This is a genomic window from Streptomyces sp. NPDC048523 (genome assembly GCF_043199815.1).
GTDB lineage: Bacteria > Actinomycetota > Actinomycetes > Streptomycetales > Streptomycetaceae > Streptomyces.
This window is the reverse complement of sequence record NZ_JBICWQ010000007.1, coordinates 248,522-264,687: the sequence shown is the minus strand read 5'-3', so window position 1 is coordinate 264,687 and position 16,166 is coordinate 248,522. Positions and strand designations below refer to the sequence as shown.

Genomic DNA, 16,166 nt, shown 5'->3' with positions numbered 1-16,166 from the left:
GGGCTCTGGGCGCCGGCGCCGAGGAAGAAGCCCAGTCGGTTGATGTCGTCCTCGCTGCCGGTGGTGGAGTCCCGGCCCGGCAGCAGGCCCAGGCTGATGCCGTGCATGCCGTGCATGCCGTGCATGCCGTGCTGGGCGGCCGGGGTGGCGAAGTGGCCGAGGGCGGAGGACTTGTCGCCGCTCTTGGCTCCGGAGTCGGTGAAGCCCGCGGCCAGTCCGGCCCCCGGTCGACACCATCACCGACGGGCAGTGGGCACAGCTGGACGGATCCGGACGACATCGGAATGAAAGGAGATGGCGATGGTTGGGCGGCCGGGATCGGACATGGTGATCGTGCTCCTCGAAGGAATTCCGCTGTCAGAGGACGGCGAAGAACTTCACCATCTTGGTGATCGCCTGATCCATGTACTCGGGTACGTCGTACATGGCGATGTGAGTCGCACCGTCGACGACGAACAATTCCTTCGGGCCGCTGGAGAGCTCGTACGCCTGGTCGCTGAAAACCTTGGTGTCGGCCTTGCTTCCCGCGATGAGGAGCATCGGCTGCGTCAGCAGCTCCGGAATCTGGTCGAACGCCGAGAATGCGTACATCTTGTCCAGGCTGGTCAGCAGGAAACGACCCTTCGAACGGGGATGCCGGCCACGCGGAGTCCGGTAATAGTCGTATCCCTCACGCAGAAGGTCCGGTGTGTTGTCGTCGATCTCTTCCAGCGTCTCCGGGACGAACGGGGCGTAGACCGGCGCCGCTCCGTTCGCCTCCGCCGTGCGCTGCTGGGCGACCGCTTCCAGGGTCTTGATCTGTTCGGGCACCGGGGAGAGCCGGCCCAGGAAAGCCCGGGAGCCCTCGCCCATCGGAGCCGCGCTGACGGTGGCCACCGCCTTGAAGCGGTGTTCGGTCTGGGCCACGCTGATCGCGTAGCCGCCACCGGCGCAGATACCGAACACGCCCATCCGCTCGGTGTCGACGTACGGGAGAGTGGTCAGGAAGTCCGCCGCACACCGAGCGTCCTCGACTCTGGTCGGCGGGTCCTCCAAGAGGCGGGGTTCGCCGCCGCTCTCCCCCTGGTAGGAAGAGTCGTAGACCACCGTGACGAATCCATGGGCGGCCAGCCGCTTCGCGTACTGGCCGATGGTCTGTTCCTTGACACCGCCGGCCGGGTGAATTCCGACGAGGGCGGGGTACTTCTTTTCTTCGTCGAAATCGTCCGGCAGGTGAAGGTGTGCCGCGATTTCCACCGCCTTGTTCCTGAACGAAACAGTCTGGATCATGGCGCCTTTCACTTTCGTCGCCGTCGATCCGCCAAGCGGCGGTCCGCACACCATGATTCGCGGATGCGGAGATGCTGTCCACTCGCGATGGGGGGAGGAATTCGTCCCCTGGACGCGAATTCCCGGGTCGGCGACTGGCCTTCTCATTCCCCGGGTACGTTCCACAGCTCCGGCACCCTTGACAGGCTCGTGATTCGGGTCGTCGACGTCGGTCGCCTCGCTAACTGTCGACAACGCCGTCCAGCTGTACGCACGCACCTACGGAGCCCGCTTGGAGCAGGGCCAGGACGCCCGCACGGCAGTGGCCGGGTTGCCTCATCACAGGCTGTATCCGTGCCGACATCGATGCGGGTCGGCTCCCCGGTGACCTGGACGCCGACGGGTCGGCTGCCTTCTACGCCGCGGTCCAGGGGATGAGGCAGCGATGGCGGCCTTGGTTCTGCTACCCCCGCACCACACGACGGCTCGTGATTCACCATCACGTCCCGGCGACGCTGCAAGGGCGCTGCGTCTTACCCCCTCTGCGTGGAGCAAACGGGGAAGATTTCTCCCCCCTCACATCGCTCAGCTGCCGTGCAAGGCTCAACGGCACATCAGCGCGTCTTCCCACACAGCGGTGTCTACCAGGGCTGGGTGAGCGCGTGCAGCGACTTATCGGTGGAGTGGATGAAGATGACATTCGGCACGCGACGCACTCGGAGGGCCACCGCGGTACTGCTGGTGTCCGGGATGCTCGCCGCATCAGCGACGGTGACGGCGGCGGCCGACGCCGCAGGGCAGCCATGGATCGGCGGCTGGGAAGCCGGCATGACGGCCGGCGGGGCGAGTCTCTCCGACCGGACGGTGCGGATGGTGGTGCACACCAACATCGCGGGCAGGAAGGTGCGGCTGCGGCTGAGTAACGCATACGGCAGCGCGCCGCTGGTGATCGGTGCCGTGAGCGTCGCCGTACGCACCTCGGGCGGCAGTCTCGCCGCCCGCACCCGGCACAAGGTCACCTTTCACGGAGCCACCGGAGCGGTGATCCCGGCCGGGGGCGAACTCAGCAGTGACGCCGTCGACTTCACCACCGCCGCTGACGAGGACCTGCTGGTCAGCGTCTATCTACCCAAGACGACCGGCCCCGCCACCTTCCACTCCGTCGCCCGGGACACCAGCTACACCTCCAGGACGGGCGACCACACCGCGGACACCGGCACCGCGAACTACCCCAGTACGACCAGCTCCTGGTATTTCCTGGACGGCCTGGACGTTCTCAACCCCCGCGCACGCAGCACCCTGGTCGCCTTCGGCGACTCCATCACCGACGGATGGGGCTCTTCACCGGGCACCAACACCCGCTGGCCGGACGACCTCGCCCGCCGCCTCGCCGCGCAGCCGGGTGGCAGCCGCCTGGGCGTTGTGAACGCAGGTATCAGCGGCAACCGGCTCCTCACCGACGCACCGGCCGCCGAGCCCGAACTGGGCGTCAGCGGATTGGACCGCTTCACCCACGACGCCCTGGGCGAACCCCGGGTCCGCAGCGTGATCCTGCTCGAAGGCATCAACGACATCGGCAACAACGCCGGCCCCGGCGGCAAGGCACTCACCGCCCGGGACCTGATCGACGGCTACCGCGCCCTGATCGCCAAGGCGCACGCCGCCCACGTCCGCATCTACGGCGGCACCCTCCTCCCCTACAAGGACGCCGCCTACACCAACACCAAGGGCGACCCCTACTACACCGCCGCCGGCGACGCGATCCGCCAGAAGGTCAACCACTGGATCCGCACCAGTCATGCCTTCGACGGCACCATCGACTTCGCCAGGACGATGGCCGACCCGTCCGACCCGCTGAAGCTCCTGCCTGCCTACGACAGCGGAGACCACCTGCACCCGAACTCCGCGGGCGACCAGGCGATGGCGAACGCCATCGATCTCGCGCAGCTCCGCTGACCCGCACGCCGCGGGGCCGTCGGGCTCATTGAAGGGTCGGAAAGCGCGGCTTGACCTGCCATTTTTCTACGATCTTCGCTCCATGCGACATGTTTTCGATGACGTCGCACGCGGAGCGCGTGGCGATTCTGGAGCCGGTGGCCAAAGGTGCCTGACCTGGGCGGCCGGGAGGGAACGCGGAGAACTGGGCGCCGGGAGAGTGGCGTTCGGCCGGCTCAGCAGGGACGGCCACGGGTCGTCACGCCGTCGCGGTCAGCAGGTCGGCCAGGACGTCCGGGCGTTCCAGGGCGATGAAGTGGCCCGCCTTCAGGACCTGGGTGAAGTCGGCGGTCGGCAGCAGGTGCTTGTTGGCCTCGCGGTCCGAGAGACGGGACCAGTCCTTCTCGCCGTAGACGAAGTGGACGGGCGCCTTCACCTCGGGGTAGCGGGAGCGGGCCGCGATGAGGCTGGGCAGGGCCTGGTACACGCCCCGGGCTACGGTCGGGTAGCCGGGGCGGGCGCCCACCTGGAGGAGCTCGTCCACGTAATCCTCGCGCAGGGCGCTCTTGTCGCCGAGGCCGCCCTGCAGGATCTTGCGGAGAGCGGTCCTGGGCTCCACGCCGGCGATCACCGGGCCCACTCCGGGTGCGAGGACTCCGCCGACCACCACACGGGCGAGGAGACTGGAACGGGCGATTCCGCCGGGGAAGTCATACGTGTTCACCGCGATGACGCGTCGTACCCGGTCCGGCAGGTCGGCCGCGGTGGTCAGGGCGAGCACCGCCCCCATGGACTCTCCGACCAACGTCACGTCGTGGAGGTCGAGTTCGGTGAGCAGCCGCTCGACGCCCGCACGCATCGCCGGCTCGTCGTAGGACGCCCCGGGCACGATCTCGGAGTAGCCCATCCCCGGCAGATCGAGGGCGTACACGGTGTACCGGTCCGCGAGCAGCGGGATGAGGAGGCGGAAGTGCTCGGCCTGCGTGCGCACGGTGTGCAGCAGGACCAGGGGAGCGCCGGAGCCCGCCTTGAGGTAGCGCAGGGTTCCCTCGTGACGGTGACGTCCTGTGCGCGGGGTCAGGGTGTGGCTGGTGGTCCCCGGGATGTCGATGGTGGGGCGTGACGTCTGGCCGGGCTTCAGTGCGGTCATGTCCGCCTCCACAATGAGAAACTGATCGGTTTCCAGTACCGTAAACCGATCGGTTTCAAAGTGCAAGTGTGGCGAGTTCTCTGCCCGTCTGCCGGAGGAGCGGCCGGCGGATCGAGCCCGGCGGGATGTCGTGTGGCACTGGCATCCCGCTCGCGAAGTTCAGCCGGGACGGTCCCAGGCGGTGCCCGGCTGCCGGTGTGTGGGGAGTCGCGGATATGCGCCCGCCTCCTGCTGGGACCCTCGGGCAGAAGTCGGTCGGCGGCGTGCGGGGCGAACCCGGCGAGGCGTCCCCCACCGGCCGGCCCGAGCGTCCGGCGCCTCGCCCATGACCGCTGCTCGGGCGTTCGCCTCCCGCTCGACCGTGCGGCGGATCACGGTGTGCGCACGCCGATCCGGCCGCCCGGGTGCAGGGGCGTCACCGTGGCCACGGTGACCTCGGGGGCCGGCCCATGGCCGCCCGGTCTCTCGGGGAGCGCGTCGGTAGGGGCGGTCGGGAGGGACGCACTCACCCACACTCACCGCAGCCGCATTCCGCTCATCCCCCGTGACCGGGCTCCTTCGCCAGTTCGGCGTTGAACTGGGCGCCGACCAGTAGTGCCAGGTTGGACAGCCACAACCAGATCAGGAAGACCACGACGCCCGCGAGCGAGCCGTACAGACGGCTGTACGTGCCGACATGCGAGGTGTACAGGGCGAACCCGAGAGAGACGGCCAGCAGAAGGGCCACCGCCAAGGTGCCGCCGGGCGCCATCCGCCCGACGGGGCGGGAGCACCCCGGGCCCGAACGGTACAGAACGAGTACCAGGGCGACGGCCACCGCGGCGATGACCGGCCACCGCAGAGTGTCCCAGGCGGCCTGCGGTCCGGTGCCGAGATCCAGCGCGCTGCCCAGACGCCGGACGAGGCCGCCGCTGAGCAGCAGTGCGAGGGTCGACGTGAGGAGCAGGGCGAGCAGCACCAGGGCCGTGGCGACGATGCGCGGAGCGGTACGCCAGACCGGCCGGTCCGCGTCGATGCGGTGCATGGAGTACAGCGCCCGACGGAAGACGCTCAGATAGCTGCACCCCGACCACAGGGCACCCGTCCCTCCGGCGAAGATCAGCGTCCACGCCGTCGACTCCTGCCCGGCCATCTGCCGCAGGGTGCCGCGCAGCAGAGCACGGGACGCGGCAGGAGTGGCCTGCACCATGCGGTCGATGACGCCCGGCTCGGCGGTGGGCATGGCCAGACCGAGAATCGACAGGATCACCAGCAGCGACGGGAAAAGGGCCAGTACCGCGTAATAGGTCAGCGCCGCGGCCCAGTCGGTGATGTCGTCGTTCCAGACGGCCACCGGCGTCCGGCGCAGCGCCGTCCACCAACGGGCGGTACGCCCGTCTGCGTCATCCATGGCAGGGCTCTCTGTCCGTTCTGGCGGAGAGGGCGGCGTTGTCCGTGAGCCGCGGTCGCCGCGCCGCCTCGTGCGTTTCACAGGAAGCGGCGGATCGGTCCGACCGCGGCTTCCTCGACGCGTTGCAGCACGGCCCGCCGTCTCCACCGATGGAGGTCGATGTCCACGCTGCGCTCGAGGTCCGCCTCGTAGTCCCGGTCGAGGCAGGCGGTGAACTCCTCGTCCAGGACGGCGAGCATCACCTCTTCGTCGTGGTCCATGGACCGGCGGTTGAAGTTGGTGGATCCGATGAGCGAGGCCACCGAGTCCACGGTGATGATCTTGGCGTGCATCATGGTCGGCTGGTACTGACGTATGTGCACCCCGGCCCGCAAGAGACGCGTGTAGTGGTGCTGGCCGGCCAGTTGGCAGGCGCGCTGGTCGGTGTGGGGACCGGGCAACAGGATCTCGACCCGCACGCCGCGACGAGCGGTCTCGCACAGCAGGTCGATGAAGTAGGCGTCCGGGGCGAAGTAGGCGGTGGCCAGCCTGAAGCGTTCCTCGGCGGAGCTGAGCATGATCCTGATGAGCGTCTGCATGTCCTGCCAGCCGATGCTGGCGGAGCCGCGGACGACCTGTACCACCGACGAGCCCGCCTGCGCGTGTTCCGTGAAGCGGTCCCGGGTGTCGAAGAGTTCGTCGTGGCACTCGGCCCAGTTCTGCGCGAACGCTGCCGCGATGCCGTCGACGGCCGGACCGCGCACCTGGACGTGCGTGTCCCGCCACTCGGCGGGGTTGCGCGCGTCGCCGCACCATTCCTCGGCGATACCGACGCCGCCGGTGAAGGCGGTGCCCTCATCGACGACGAGGGCCTTGCGGTGGCAGCGGTGATTCTGCTTGAACGGCGACAGCCATGCGGGTTTGCGGAACCAGGCCACCTGCACGCCCGCGGCACTCATGAGGTCCAGCAACCGCCGCTCGATCTCCTTGGCGCCGAAGCCGTCGAGCAGCAGTCGCACCCGTACCCCCGCGCGGGCGCGCTCGGCCAGCGCGTCGGCGAAGTCGTGGGCGATCTGCCCCCGCCAGTACACGAACGTCATCATGTCGATGGTGTGCCGGGCCGAACGGATCGCCCCGAGCATCGCGGGGAAGATCTCGTCGCCGTTGCGCAGGGGCACCAGGTCGTTGCCCTCGGTGGCGGCCACGCCGATCAGCCGCTCCAGGCGGCGGCGCAGACGCTGCTTGCGCGCCTCCGGGTCGGGAGCGGTGTCCTGTGCGGAAGGTGCGGGTATGCCGCCGAGTGTCACGCCGGGTCTCCGAAGGGGTCATGAAGCGGGAACGTCACGGGGCCGAGCGAGCCCGAACAACCACCTTCCCGGTGGACCCCACGGCACACGATTACCCCGGCTCCGGGTTCCTGCGGCACGATGTCGCTGACACACCGCACCCTTGCGTGGCCCTTCTGGAGCCCTCGATCACATGCCCCCCGGGAGGCCCGCCGTATGAGGATCTCGCAACGCGCCCAGTCCGTCGCGCCGTTCTACGCCATGGAGTTCGGCAAGCACGCCGCGGCGCTGGAGGCCGAGGGGCAGCACGTCGTCAAGCTCAGCCTGGGGGAACCGGACTTCGGGGCGCCGCCGGCCGTGCTGGACGCGCTGCGGGGGACCGTGGGGAGCCGGCCCATGACGTACACGGGGGCGCTCGGGCTGCCCGAACTGCGGCTGGCCATAGCGCGGTTCTACGGTGAGCGGCACGGCGTCGACGTCGATCCGGGCCGGGTCGTCGTGACCGCCGGGGCGTCGGCCGCGCTGGTGCTGGGCGCCGCCGCGCTCGTCGATCCCGGGGACGAGGTGCTCATCGCCGACCCCTCGTACCCGTGCAACCGGCAGATCGCCGAGAGCTTCGGGGCGCGGGTCACGCTCGTGCCCACCAGTGCCGGCTCGCGGTACCAGCTGGACGCGGCCTCCGTACGGTCGTACTGGACGGAGCGCACCCGCGGGATCATGGTCGCGAGCCCCTCCAACCCGACCGGCACCTCCGTCCCGGCCGACGAGTTGGCGGCCATCTGCGAGCTCGCCCGGGAGCGGGACGCCTGGCGGATCGTCGACGAGATCTACCTCGACCTCGGTGACCACGACGAGCACGGGCGGCCGCCGCGCAGTGTGCTGTCGTACGACCCGGAAGCCGTGGTCATCAACAGTTTCTCGAAGTACTTCGGGATGACCGGCTGGCGGCTGGGCTGGTGTGTGGTGCCCGAGGCGCTGGTGCCCGCCCTGGAGCGGCTCGCCCAGAACTACATGATCTGTGCCTCCACCCCCGCCCAGTACGCCGCGCTCGCCTGCTTCACGCCCGAGTCGCTCGCCGTGTGCGAGGAGCGGCGGGCCGAGTTCGAGCGGCGGCGGGCCCTTGTCCTGGACGGCCTCGAGCAGATCGGGCTGCCGGTGCCCGTGCCGCCGGACGGGGCCTTCTACGTCTACTTCGACGTCAGCGGCACCGGGCTCACCTCGTGGGAGTTCTGCGGGCGGGCGCTGCGGGAGGCGCACGTCGCGCTCACGCCGGGGCGGGACTTCGGGGTGGCCACCGCCGACACCCATGTACGGCTGTCCTACGCGGCCTCGGCCGACGAACTGCGCGAGGGGATCGCGCGGCTCGGGAAGTTCATGGCCACGCTCGCCTAGACACGGCACGGGGGCCGGTCCGTGTGGACCGGCCCCCGCGTCATTCAGATGCTCCGACAGGTGTTCCGACAGGTACTCAGACCAGGTCGAAGCGGTCCAGGTTCGAGACCTTGACCCACGCGTCGACGAAGTCCTTCACGAACTTCTCCTTCGCGTCGTCGCTCGCGTAGACCTCGGCGAGCGCGCGCAGCTCGGAGTTGGAGCCGAAGACCAGGTCGGCACGGGTGCCGGTCCACTTCAGCTTGCCCGTCTCCGCGTCACGGCCCTCGAAGGCCGTCTGGTCCTCGGAGGTGGACTTCCACGTCGTGCCCAGGTCGAGCAGGTTGACGAAGAAGTCGTTGGTCAGGACGCCCGGACGGTCGGTGAGGACGCCGTGCGCCGTGCCGCCCTGGTTGGCGCCGAGGACACGCAGACCACCGACGAGGACGGTCATCTCGGGGGCGCTCAGAGTGAGCAGGTTCGCCTTGTCGAGCAGCAGGTACTCGGCCGGCAGGCGGTTGCCCTTGCCGAGGTAGTTGCGGAAGCCGTCCGCGACCGGCTCCAGCGCCGCGAAGGACTCGACGTCGGTGTGCTCCTCGGTCGCGTCCACACGGCCCGGCGTGAAGGGGACCTCCACGTAGTAGCCGGCGTCCTTGGCGGCCTGCTCGACCGCTGCGGCACCCGCGAGGACGATCAGGTCGGCCAGGGAGACCTTCTTGGCACCGGTGTTGAAGTCGGCCTGGATGCCCTCCAGGACGCGCAGCACCTGGGTGAGCTGCTCGGGGTCGTTGACCTCCCAGCCGCGCTGCGGCTCCAGGCGGATGCGGGCGCCGTTGGCACCGCCGCGCTTGTCGCTGCCGCGGAAGGTGGACGCCGAGGCCCACGCGGTGGAGACGAGCTGCGAGACCGTGAGGCCGGTCTCCAGGACCTTGGCCTTCAGGGACGCGATGTCACCGGCGTCGATGGTCTCGCCCTCGGCCTGCGGCAGCGGGTCCTGCCACAGCAGCGTCTCCGCCGGGACCTCCGGGCCGAGGTACAGGGACTTCGGGCCCAGGTCACGGTGGGTCAGCTTGTACCAGGCGCGGGCGAAGGCGTCCGCGAACTGGTCCGGGTTCTCGTGGAAGCGCTTGGAGATCTCGCCGTAGATCGGGTCGAAGCGCAGCGAGAGGTCGGTGGTGAGCATCGTGGGACGACGCTTCTTCGACGGGTCGTGCGCGTCCGGGATGATCTCCTGGGAGTCCTTGGCCACCCACTGCTTGGCGCCGGCCGGGGACTCGGTGAGCTCCCACTCGTAGCCGAAGAGGATGTCGAAGAAGTCGTTGCTCCACTGGGTGGGCTTGGTGGTCCAGGTGACCTCGAGACCGGAGGTGATGGCGTCGCCGCCCTTGCCGGTGCCGTAGGTGGACTTCCAGCCCAGGCCCTGCTCCTCCATGGAGGCGGCCTCGGGGTCGTTGCCGACCGCGTCGGCCGGGCCCGCGCCGTGGGTCTTGCCGAAGGTGTGACCACCGGCGATGAGAGCGACGGTCTCCTCGTCGTTCATCGCCATGCGGCGGAAGGTCTCGCGGATGTCGCGGGCGGCGGCCAGCGGGTCCGGGTTGCCGTTGGGGCCCTCGGGGTTGACGTAGATGAGGCCCATCTGGACCGCGCCGAGCGGGTTCTCCAGCTCACGGTCGCCGGTGTAGCGCTGGTCGTCGAGCCAGGTGGTCTCGGGACCCCAGTAGACGTCCTCGTCGGCCTCCCAGACGTCGGCGCGGCCGCCGGCGAAGCCGAAGGTCTCGAAGCCCATGGTCTCCAGGGCGACGTTGCCGGTGAGGATCATGAGGTCGGCCCAGGAGATGGACTGGCCGTACTTCTTCTTCACCGGCCACAGCAGACGGCGGGCCTTGTCCAGGTTGCCGTTGTCCGGCCAGCTGTTCAGCGGCGCGAAGCGCTGCTGGCCGCGGCCGCCACCGCCGCGGCCGTCGCTGATGCGGTAGGTGCCGGCGCTGTGCCAGGCCATCCGGATCATCAGCGGGCCGTAGTTGCCGAAGTCCGCGGGCCACCAGTCCTGCGAGGTGGTCAGCACCTCGGCGATGTCCCGCTTCACGGCGTCCAGGTCGAGGGCCTGGAACGCCTCGGCGTAGTCGAAGTCCGCACCCAGCGGGTTCGCCACGACCGGGTCCTTGGCGAGGATCTTCAGGTTGAGCCGCTCCGGCCACCACTGGCGGTTGCCGCCGCCCTGGGTGGGGTGCGCGGCGCGCCCGTGCGCGACCGGGCAGCCACCGGTGCCCTCGGGCTTGGGGTCGGTGACGATTGCGTCGTGGTTCTCAGACATGGAAGTCCTTCCGAACTGGGTGGATCACGGTGCTGAAGTAAGCCTTGATCAGGGTGCTGAAGTAAGCCTTTGGGCGGAGCAGTCGGGGCACAGGCCCCAGTAGATGACCTCGGCCTCGTCGATCGAGAAGCCGCGGTCGTCGGAAGCTGTCAGGCAGGGCGCGTGACCGACGGCACAGTCGACGTCGACGACGGCCCCGCACGACCGGCAGACCAGGTGATGGTGGTTGTCCCCGACCCGTCCCTCGAACCGTGCCGCGCTGCCGGGCGGCTCGAGGCGGCGCACGAGACCCGCCGCGGTGAGCGAGTGCAGGGCCTCGTACACGGCCTGGAGGGATATGTGGCCGAGACGGTCGCGCACACCTGTGGCGATCGCGTCTGCCGGGAGGTGGTCACCGGCCCGGACGGTCTCGAGCAGTGCGACGCGCGCGGCCGTCACCCGCAGGCCGGCACCGCGCAGCTCATCGGCGGTGTTCGGAAGCTGGGGGGCGGTCATGCGACCAACCTACCCCCACAAACACGAATGGTTCAAGAAATGGAACCGTTCCAAATTTGTGGCGCGTCGGATCGGGGGACCCTCTCAGCCGCGCAGGCGCTCACAACACTGGCCGCTCCGGTGTGCGTGCGGTGTAACCCCTGATGAACGGCACGGGAGACATCTGTGTAATGGGCGTTTCGTACGGTCGGGGGAGATCGAGTCGGCTGAGGTCAGGAGGCGTGCCCGTGGTGCGGACGGTCTGCTCGTACTGCGGTGTGGGCTGCGGCCTGGTCCTCGACATCGGGACCGGCCCGGACGGACGGCGTACGGTCCTGAAGGCGTCCGGCGACAAGGAGCACCCCGCCAACTTCGGCAAGCTCTGCACCAAGGGCGCGACCACCGCCGACCTGCTGGCCGCGCCCGGGCGGCTGGCCACGGCCCTTGTACGGCCCGAGCGGGGGGAGGAGCCGGCGCCTGAAGCCGTCGGCGCGGCGATCACCGAGACGGCCCGGCGGCTGCGGGAGATCGTCGACGAGCACGGCCCCGACGCCGTCTCGCTCTACGTGTCCGGGCAGATGAGCCTGGAGGCCCAGTACCTGGCCAACAAGCTCGCCAAGGGGTTCATCCGCACCAACCAGATCGAGTCGAACTCCCGGTTGTGCATGGCCAGCGCCGGCACCGGCTACAAGCTCTCGCTCGGCGCGGACGGGCCGCCCGGCTCGTACCAGGACTTCGAGCAGGCCGACCTCTTCCTCGTCATCGGCTCCAACATGGCCGACTGCCATCCCATCCTGTTCCTGAGGATGATGGAGCGGGTGAAGTCGGCGGGCGCCAAGGTGATCGTCGTCGACCCGCGACGCACCGCCACGGCCGCGAAGGCGGACCTGTACCTCCAGATCAAGCCGGGCACCGACCTCGCGCTCCTCAACGGCCTGCTGCATCTGCTGCACGCGGACGGCGACATCGACCCCGACTTCATCGCCGCGCACACCGAGGGCTGGGAGGCGATGCCGGAGTTCCTCGCCGACTACCCGCCCGCCACGGTGGCCGCCATGACAGGCCTCGCCGAGGAGGACATCCGGGAGGCGGCGCGGCTCATCGGCTCGGCAGGTGAGTGGATGAGCCTGTGGACCATGGGGCTCAACCAGTCCACCCACGGCACCTGGAACACCAACGCCCTGGTCAACCTCCACCTCGCCACGGGCGCCCTGTGCCGCCCCGGCAGCGGCCCCTTCTCCCTCACCGGCCAGCCCAACGCCATGGGCGGCCGCGAGATGGGCTACATGGGGCCGGGACTGCCCGGCCAGCGGTCCGTCCTCGTCGATGACGAGCGGGCCTTCATGGAGGAGCTCTGGGAGCTGCCCCCGGACACCCTGCGCGCCGACGGCGTCGGCAAGGGCACGGTCGAGATGTTCCAGAAGATGGCCGACGGCGAGATCAAGGCGTGCTGGATCATCTGCACCAACCCGGTCGCCTCCGTCGCCAACCGCCGCACGGTCATCGAGGGCCTGGAAGCCGCCGAGTTCGTCGTCACGCAGGACGTCTTCGCCGACACCGAGACCAACGCGTACGCCGACGTCGTGCTGCCGGGTGCGCTGTGGACGGAGGGCGAGGGCGTCTTCGTCAACAGCGAGCGCAACCTCACGCTGACCCCGGCGGTGGCCGACCCGCCCGGCGAGGCGATGGCCGACTGGCGGATCATCGCCGCCGTCGCCTGCGAGATGGGGTACGAGAAGGGGTTCTCCTACGACAGTGCCGAGGACGTCTTCGAGGAGATCAAGCGGGCCTGGAACCCGAAGACGGGCTGGGATCTGCGCGGGGTCTCCTACGACCGGCTTCGGCAGACGCCGGTGCAGTGGCCCGCGGCGAGTCCGGACGGGCCGGACCGGAACCCGATCCGGTACGTGGCGCAGGACGGTTCGCTGGCCTTCCCCACCGCGAGCGGGCGTGCCGTCTTCTACGCCCGGCCGCACATTCCGCCGGCCGAGATGCCGGACGACGACTACCCCTTCGTCCTGAACACCGGGCGGCTCCAGCACCAGTGGCACACGCTGACCAAGACGTCCAGGGTGGCGAAGCTGAACAAGCTGAACCCCGGGCCCTTCGTGGAGCTGCATCCGCAGGACGCGTCGGCCCTCGGGGTGGCCGACGGCGACTCCGTCGAGGTGGCCTCGCGGCGCGGGCGGGCCGTGCTGCCGGCCGTGGTGACGGACCGGGTGCGGCCGGGGTGCTGCTTCGCGCCCTTCCACTGGAACGACCTGTTCGGGGAGTACCTGAGCGTCAACGCGGTGACGAACGACGCCGTCGATCCGCTGTCGTTCCAGCCGGAGTTCAAGGTGTGCGCGGTGTCGCTCACGAAGGTGCCGACGCCGGTGGCCTTGCGGACACCGGCGGCCGTGATGGCTCCGGGTTCGGTAACCGGGCATGAGATCGCCGAGGTTGCTCCGGTTGCGTCCACGGCCGCGTCCGTCTTCGGCCTCGACCCCGCACCGCCGCCCGTCCTCACCGCGCAGGAGCGCCAGTACCTGGTCGGCTTCCTCGCCGGAGTCCCCGCCGGGGCGCCCGGGGTGCCGGTGCTGCCGCCCGACGCGCCCTTCAGTCCCGAACACGCCCTGTGGGTGAACGGCACACTCGCCGGGATGTACTCCCGGGCGGCGGCCACACAGCCCTCGGCCACACAACTGCGCCGTGAGGTCGTCATCCTGTGGGCCTCGCAGACCGGCAACGCCGAGGAGTTCGCCGCCGCCACCGCCGAGCGGCTCAAGACGGTCGGCCACCCCGCCTCGCTGCTCGGCATGGACGAAGCCGACCTCGGTGAACTGCCGCCCGGCGCCGACCTGTTGCTGATCACCAGCACCTTCGGCGACGGCGACGCCCCCGACAACGGCAGCGGTTTCTGGGAGACCCTGGCCGACCCCGGGACCCCCCGCCTGGAAGGCCGCCGGTACGCGGTGCTGGCCTTCGGCGACTCGTCGTACGACGACTTCTGCGGCCACGGCCGGCGCCTCGACCAGCGCCTCGACGAACTGGGCGCGCTGCGGCTCGCCCCGCGCACGGACTGCGAACCGGACTTCGAGGACGCGGCACACGGCTGGCTGGACCAGGTCCTGACGGCCCTGTCCGACCAGGCCGAGGCGCACTCCGGCACCTCGACGGCTGCCTCCGGTACGTCCGTCGCCCTCGCCGGTCCGACCGCGCGACCCGCCGCCCCCGCCCTGCCCGCCCTCCCCGTCACCCCGCCCCGCCCGAAGAAGCCCGCCCCCGTCCTCGCCCGACTCGCCGGCAACCGCCTGCTGAGCCTGCCCGGCGCCGGCAAGGAGGTCCGCAGGTTCACCTTCGACACCCGGGACGCCGAGAGCCCGCTGCTGTACGAGGCGGGCGACGCCCTCGGCATCCGGCCGCTCAACTCGGCCGACCTGGTGGAGGAGTGGCTCGCGGTCACCGGTCTGGACGCCGGGGCCGCGGTGGACGTCAACGGCGTGGGCGAGGTCGCGCTCGGCGAGGCGTTCAGGCGCCACCTCGACATCACCAGGATCACCCCCGGCCTGCTCCGGTTCGTCGCCGAACGCACCGGTGACGCAAGGGAGTTGAAGAAGCTTCTGCGCCCGGACAACAAGGACGAGCTCGCCAAGTGGGGCTGGGGCAGGCAGGCCGTGGACGTGATCACGGAGTACGCCGTGAAGGCCGGCCCGCAGGAGTGGGCGCAGGCCCTCGGACGCCTCCAGCCGCGCCTGTACTCCATATCGTCCAGCCCGCTGACCGACCCGCACCTCGTCTCGCTGACCGTCTCCGTGGTGCGCTACGAGAACCTGCACGGCAGGCCCCGCCAGGGCGTCTGCTCACCCTTCCTCGCCGACGCCGCCACGGACACCCCGGTGCCCGTCCACGTCCAGCGCTCCCCGCACTTCCGCCCGCCGGCCGACTCCGCCACGCCCATGGTCATGGTCGGCCCCGGCACCGGTGTCGCGCCCTTCGTCGGCTTCCTGGAGCAGCGCCGGGCGCTCGGCCACCGGGGCCCGAACTGGCTGTTCTTCGGCGAACAGCACAGGGCGACCGACTTCTACTACGAGGAGGAGCTGACCGGGTTCCTCGCGGACGGCACCCTCGCCCGCCTGGACACCGCCTTCTCCCGCGACCAGCGCGCCAAGGTGTACGTCCAGGACCGGATGCGCGAGCACGGCCCGCTGCTGTGGTCCTGGCTCCAGGACGGCGCCCACTTCTATGTGTGCGGCGACGCCTCCCGCATGGCGAAGGACGTCGACCAGGCGCTCCGGGACATCGCGGCCCTCCACGGCGGCCTGGACCAGGCGGGCGCGGCGGCCTATGTGAAGCAACTCGCCGCGGAGAAGCGCTATGTACGTGACATCTACTGACCGCACCCGTGGGCGGGGCTTCGGCCACACGTGGCAGTATCGGTCGCCATGAGGGCGTCCCCAGCGGTCCGCAGCCTGCGCGCGGCGGTGTTCGCCGCGCTCTGTGTGCTGCTGGCCGCCGGAGGACACACACTGGCGACCGGTATGGCGCCGCCGGTGTGGACACAGGCGGCCGGGTTCGTACCGGTGTTCGCGGCCGGGTGGCTGCTCGGCGGCCGGGAACGGTCGCTCGGGGCCATCGGCGCGGCGACGCTCACCTCCCAGGGCGGACTGCATCTGGCCTTCGGCTCGGTGCGACCCCACACGGTGATGGTCATGCACGGCGTGCGCATGACCCACACGCACGCGCACGCCCTGACCCCGCACGCCACCGCGGCCCACGTCTCGGCGGCCGTCCTGCTGACCTGGTGGCTGCGGCGCGGCGAGGCCGCCCTGTGGTCGCTCCTGCGCCGGGCGGCCGCGCTCGTACCGGGCCTCGCGGCCTGGTGGCAGGGGTACGGCGAACCGGTCGCCCCGGACCCCGTCCGCCCACCGGCCGACGGCCCGCGCACCCCCCGCCCGGTCCTGCTCCGCCACACGGTCCACCGGCGGGGACCGCCCACGACGATCCCGTACGCGCTCTGACCCTCCACCCCTTCCTGTC

General features: G+C 70.3%; 10 protein-coding genes. 4 read left to right on the top strand and 6 right to left on the bottom strand.

Features of this window, described 5'->3' with window-relative positions:
• Nucleotides 1–357: 357 nt before the first annotated feature.
• Entirely contained in the window at nt 358–1,434 is a 1,077-nt protein-coding gene (locus ACGFWE_RS33290; RefSeq protein WP_393603760.1) for an alpha/beta hydrolase, read from the bottom strand.
• Between the two features lie 507 nt (nt 1,435–1,941).
• Here ACGFWE_RS33290 and ACGFWE_RS33285 point away from each other — a divergent pair.
• Nucleotides 1,942–3,204, top strand: coding sequence for a GDSL-type esterase/lipase family protein (locus ACGFWE_RS33285; RefSeq protein ID WP_393603758.1), 1,263 nt, complete (start codon nt 1,942–1,944; stop codon nt 3,202–3,204).
• A gap of 238 nt (nt 3,205–3,442) precedes the next feature.
• Here ACGFWE_RS33285 and ACGFWE_RS33280 read toward each other — a convergent pair whose 3' ends face one another.
• The 3 genes from ACGFWE_RS33280 to ACGFWE_RS33270 form a co-directional block, all read right to left on the bottom strand.
• Nucleotides 3,443–4,333: an alpha/beta fold hydrolase gene (locus tag ACGFWE_RS33280; RefSeq protein ID WP_393603756.1), complete on the bottom strand. Its 891-nt coding sequence runs from the start codon at nt 4,331–4,333 to the stop codon at nt 3,443–3,445.
• Between the two features lie 535 nt (nt 4,334–4,868).
• Nucleotides 4,869–5,723 (bottom strand): YihY/virulence factor BrkB family protein, encoded by an 855-nt coding sequence (locus ACGFWE_RS33275; protein ID WP_352382206.1) that lies wholly within the window; start codon nt 5,721–5,723, stop codon nt 4,869–4,871.
• A 77-nt stretch (nt 5,724–5,800) separates the two neighbouring features.
• Nucleotides 5,801–7,009: a phosphatidylserine/phosphatidylglycerophosphate/cardiolipin synthase family protein gene (locus ACGFWE_RS33270; RefSeq protein WP_393603754.1), complete on the bottom strand. Its 1,209-nt coding sequence runs from the start codon at nt 7,007–7,009 to the stop codon at nt 5,801–5,803.
• A gap of 195 nt (nt 7,010–7,204) precedes the next feature.
• Here ACGFWE_RS33270 and ACGFWE_RS33265 point away from each other — a divergent pair, with 195 nt between their 5' ends.
• Entirely contained in the window at nt 7,205–8,380 is a 1,176-nt protein-coding gene (locus ACGFWE_RS33265; RefSeq protein WP_352382204.1) for a pyridoxal phosphate-dependent aminotransferase, read from the top strand.
• Nucleotides 8,381–8,456: 76 nt separating this feature from the next.
• Here the strand turns inward: ACGFWE_RS33265 and katG are convergent, their stop codons facing one another.
• Both katG and ACGFWE_RS33255 read right to left on the bottom strand, forming a co-directional pair.
• The gene (gene katG, locus ACGFWE_RS33260; protein WP_352382202.1) at nt 8,457–10,673 is read right to left on the bottom strand and encodes a catalase/peroxidase HPI; all 2,217 of its coding nucleotides are present in this window, start codon (nt 10,671–10,673) and stop codon (nt 8,457–8,459) included.
• Between the two features lie 48 nt (nt 10,674–10,721).
• A complete protein-coding gene (locus ACGFWE_RS33255; RefSeq protein WP_352382200.1) occupies nt 10,722–11,168 on the bottom strand; it encodes a Fur family transcriptional regulator in 447 nt (148 codons plus the stop codon).
• 170 nt (nt 11,169–11,338) lie between these two features.
• On the opposite strand from ACGFWE_RS33255, the gene ACGFWE_RS33250 reads away from it, so the two are divergent.
• Both ACGFWE_RS33250 and ACGFWE_RS33245 read left to right on the top strand, forming a co-directional pair.
• The gene (locus tag ACGFWE_RS33250; protein WP_393603751.1) at nt 11,339–15,523 is read left to right on the top strand and encodes a molybdopterin-dependent oxidoreductase; all 4,185 of its coding nucleotides are present in this window, start codon (nt 11,339–11,341) and stop codon (nt 15,521–15,523) included.
• A gap of 48 nt (nt 15,524–15,571) precedes the next feature.
• Nucleotides 15,572–16,147, top strand: coding sequence for a hypothetical protein (locus ACGFWE_RS33245; protein WP_352382199.1), 576 nt, complete (start codon nt 15,572–15,574; stop codon nt 16,145–16,147).
• The last annotated feature ends 19 nt before the right edge of the window (nt 16,148–16,166 follow it).

Bases quoted from the DNA above. Each gene is read 5' to 3' on its own strand.
- ACGFWE_RS33285 (WP_393603758.1), top strand. From the start codon at position 1,942: ATGACATTCGGCACGCGACGCACTCGGAGGGCCACCGCGGTACTGCTG.
- ACGFWE_RS33280 (WP_393603756.1), bottom strand. From the start codon at position 4,333: ATGACCGCACTGAAGCCCGGCCAGACGTCACGCCCCACCATCGACATC.
- ACGFWE_RS33275 (WP_352382206.1), bottom strand. From the start codon at position 5,723: ATGGATGACGCAGACGGGCGTACCGCCCGTTGGTGGACGGCGCTGCGC.
- ACGFWE_RS33265 (WP_352382204.1), top strand. From the start codon at position 7,205: ATGAGGATCTCGCAACGCGCCCAGTCCGTCGCGCCGTTCTACGCCATG.
- katG (WP_352382202.1), bottom strand. From the start codon at position 10,673: ATGTCTGAGAACCACGACGCAATCGTCACCGACCCCAAGCCCGAGGGC.
- ACGFWE_RS33255 (WP_352382200.1), bottom strand. From the start codon at position 11,168: ATGACCGCCCCCCAGCTTCCGAACACCGCCGATGAGCTGCGCGGTGCC.
- ACGFWE_RS33250 (WP_393603751.1), top strand. From the start codon at position 11,339: ATGGGCGTTTCGTACGGTCGGGGGAGATCGAGTCGGCTGAGGTCAGGA.
- ACGFWE_RS33245 (WP_352382199.1), top strand. From the start codon at position 15,572: ATGAGGGCGTCCCCAGCGGTCCGCAGCCTGCGCGCGGCGGTGTTCGCC.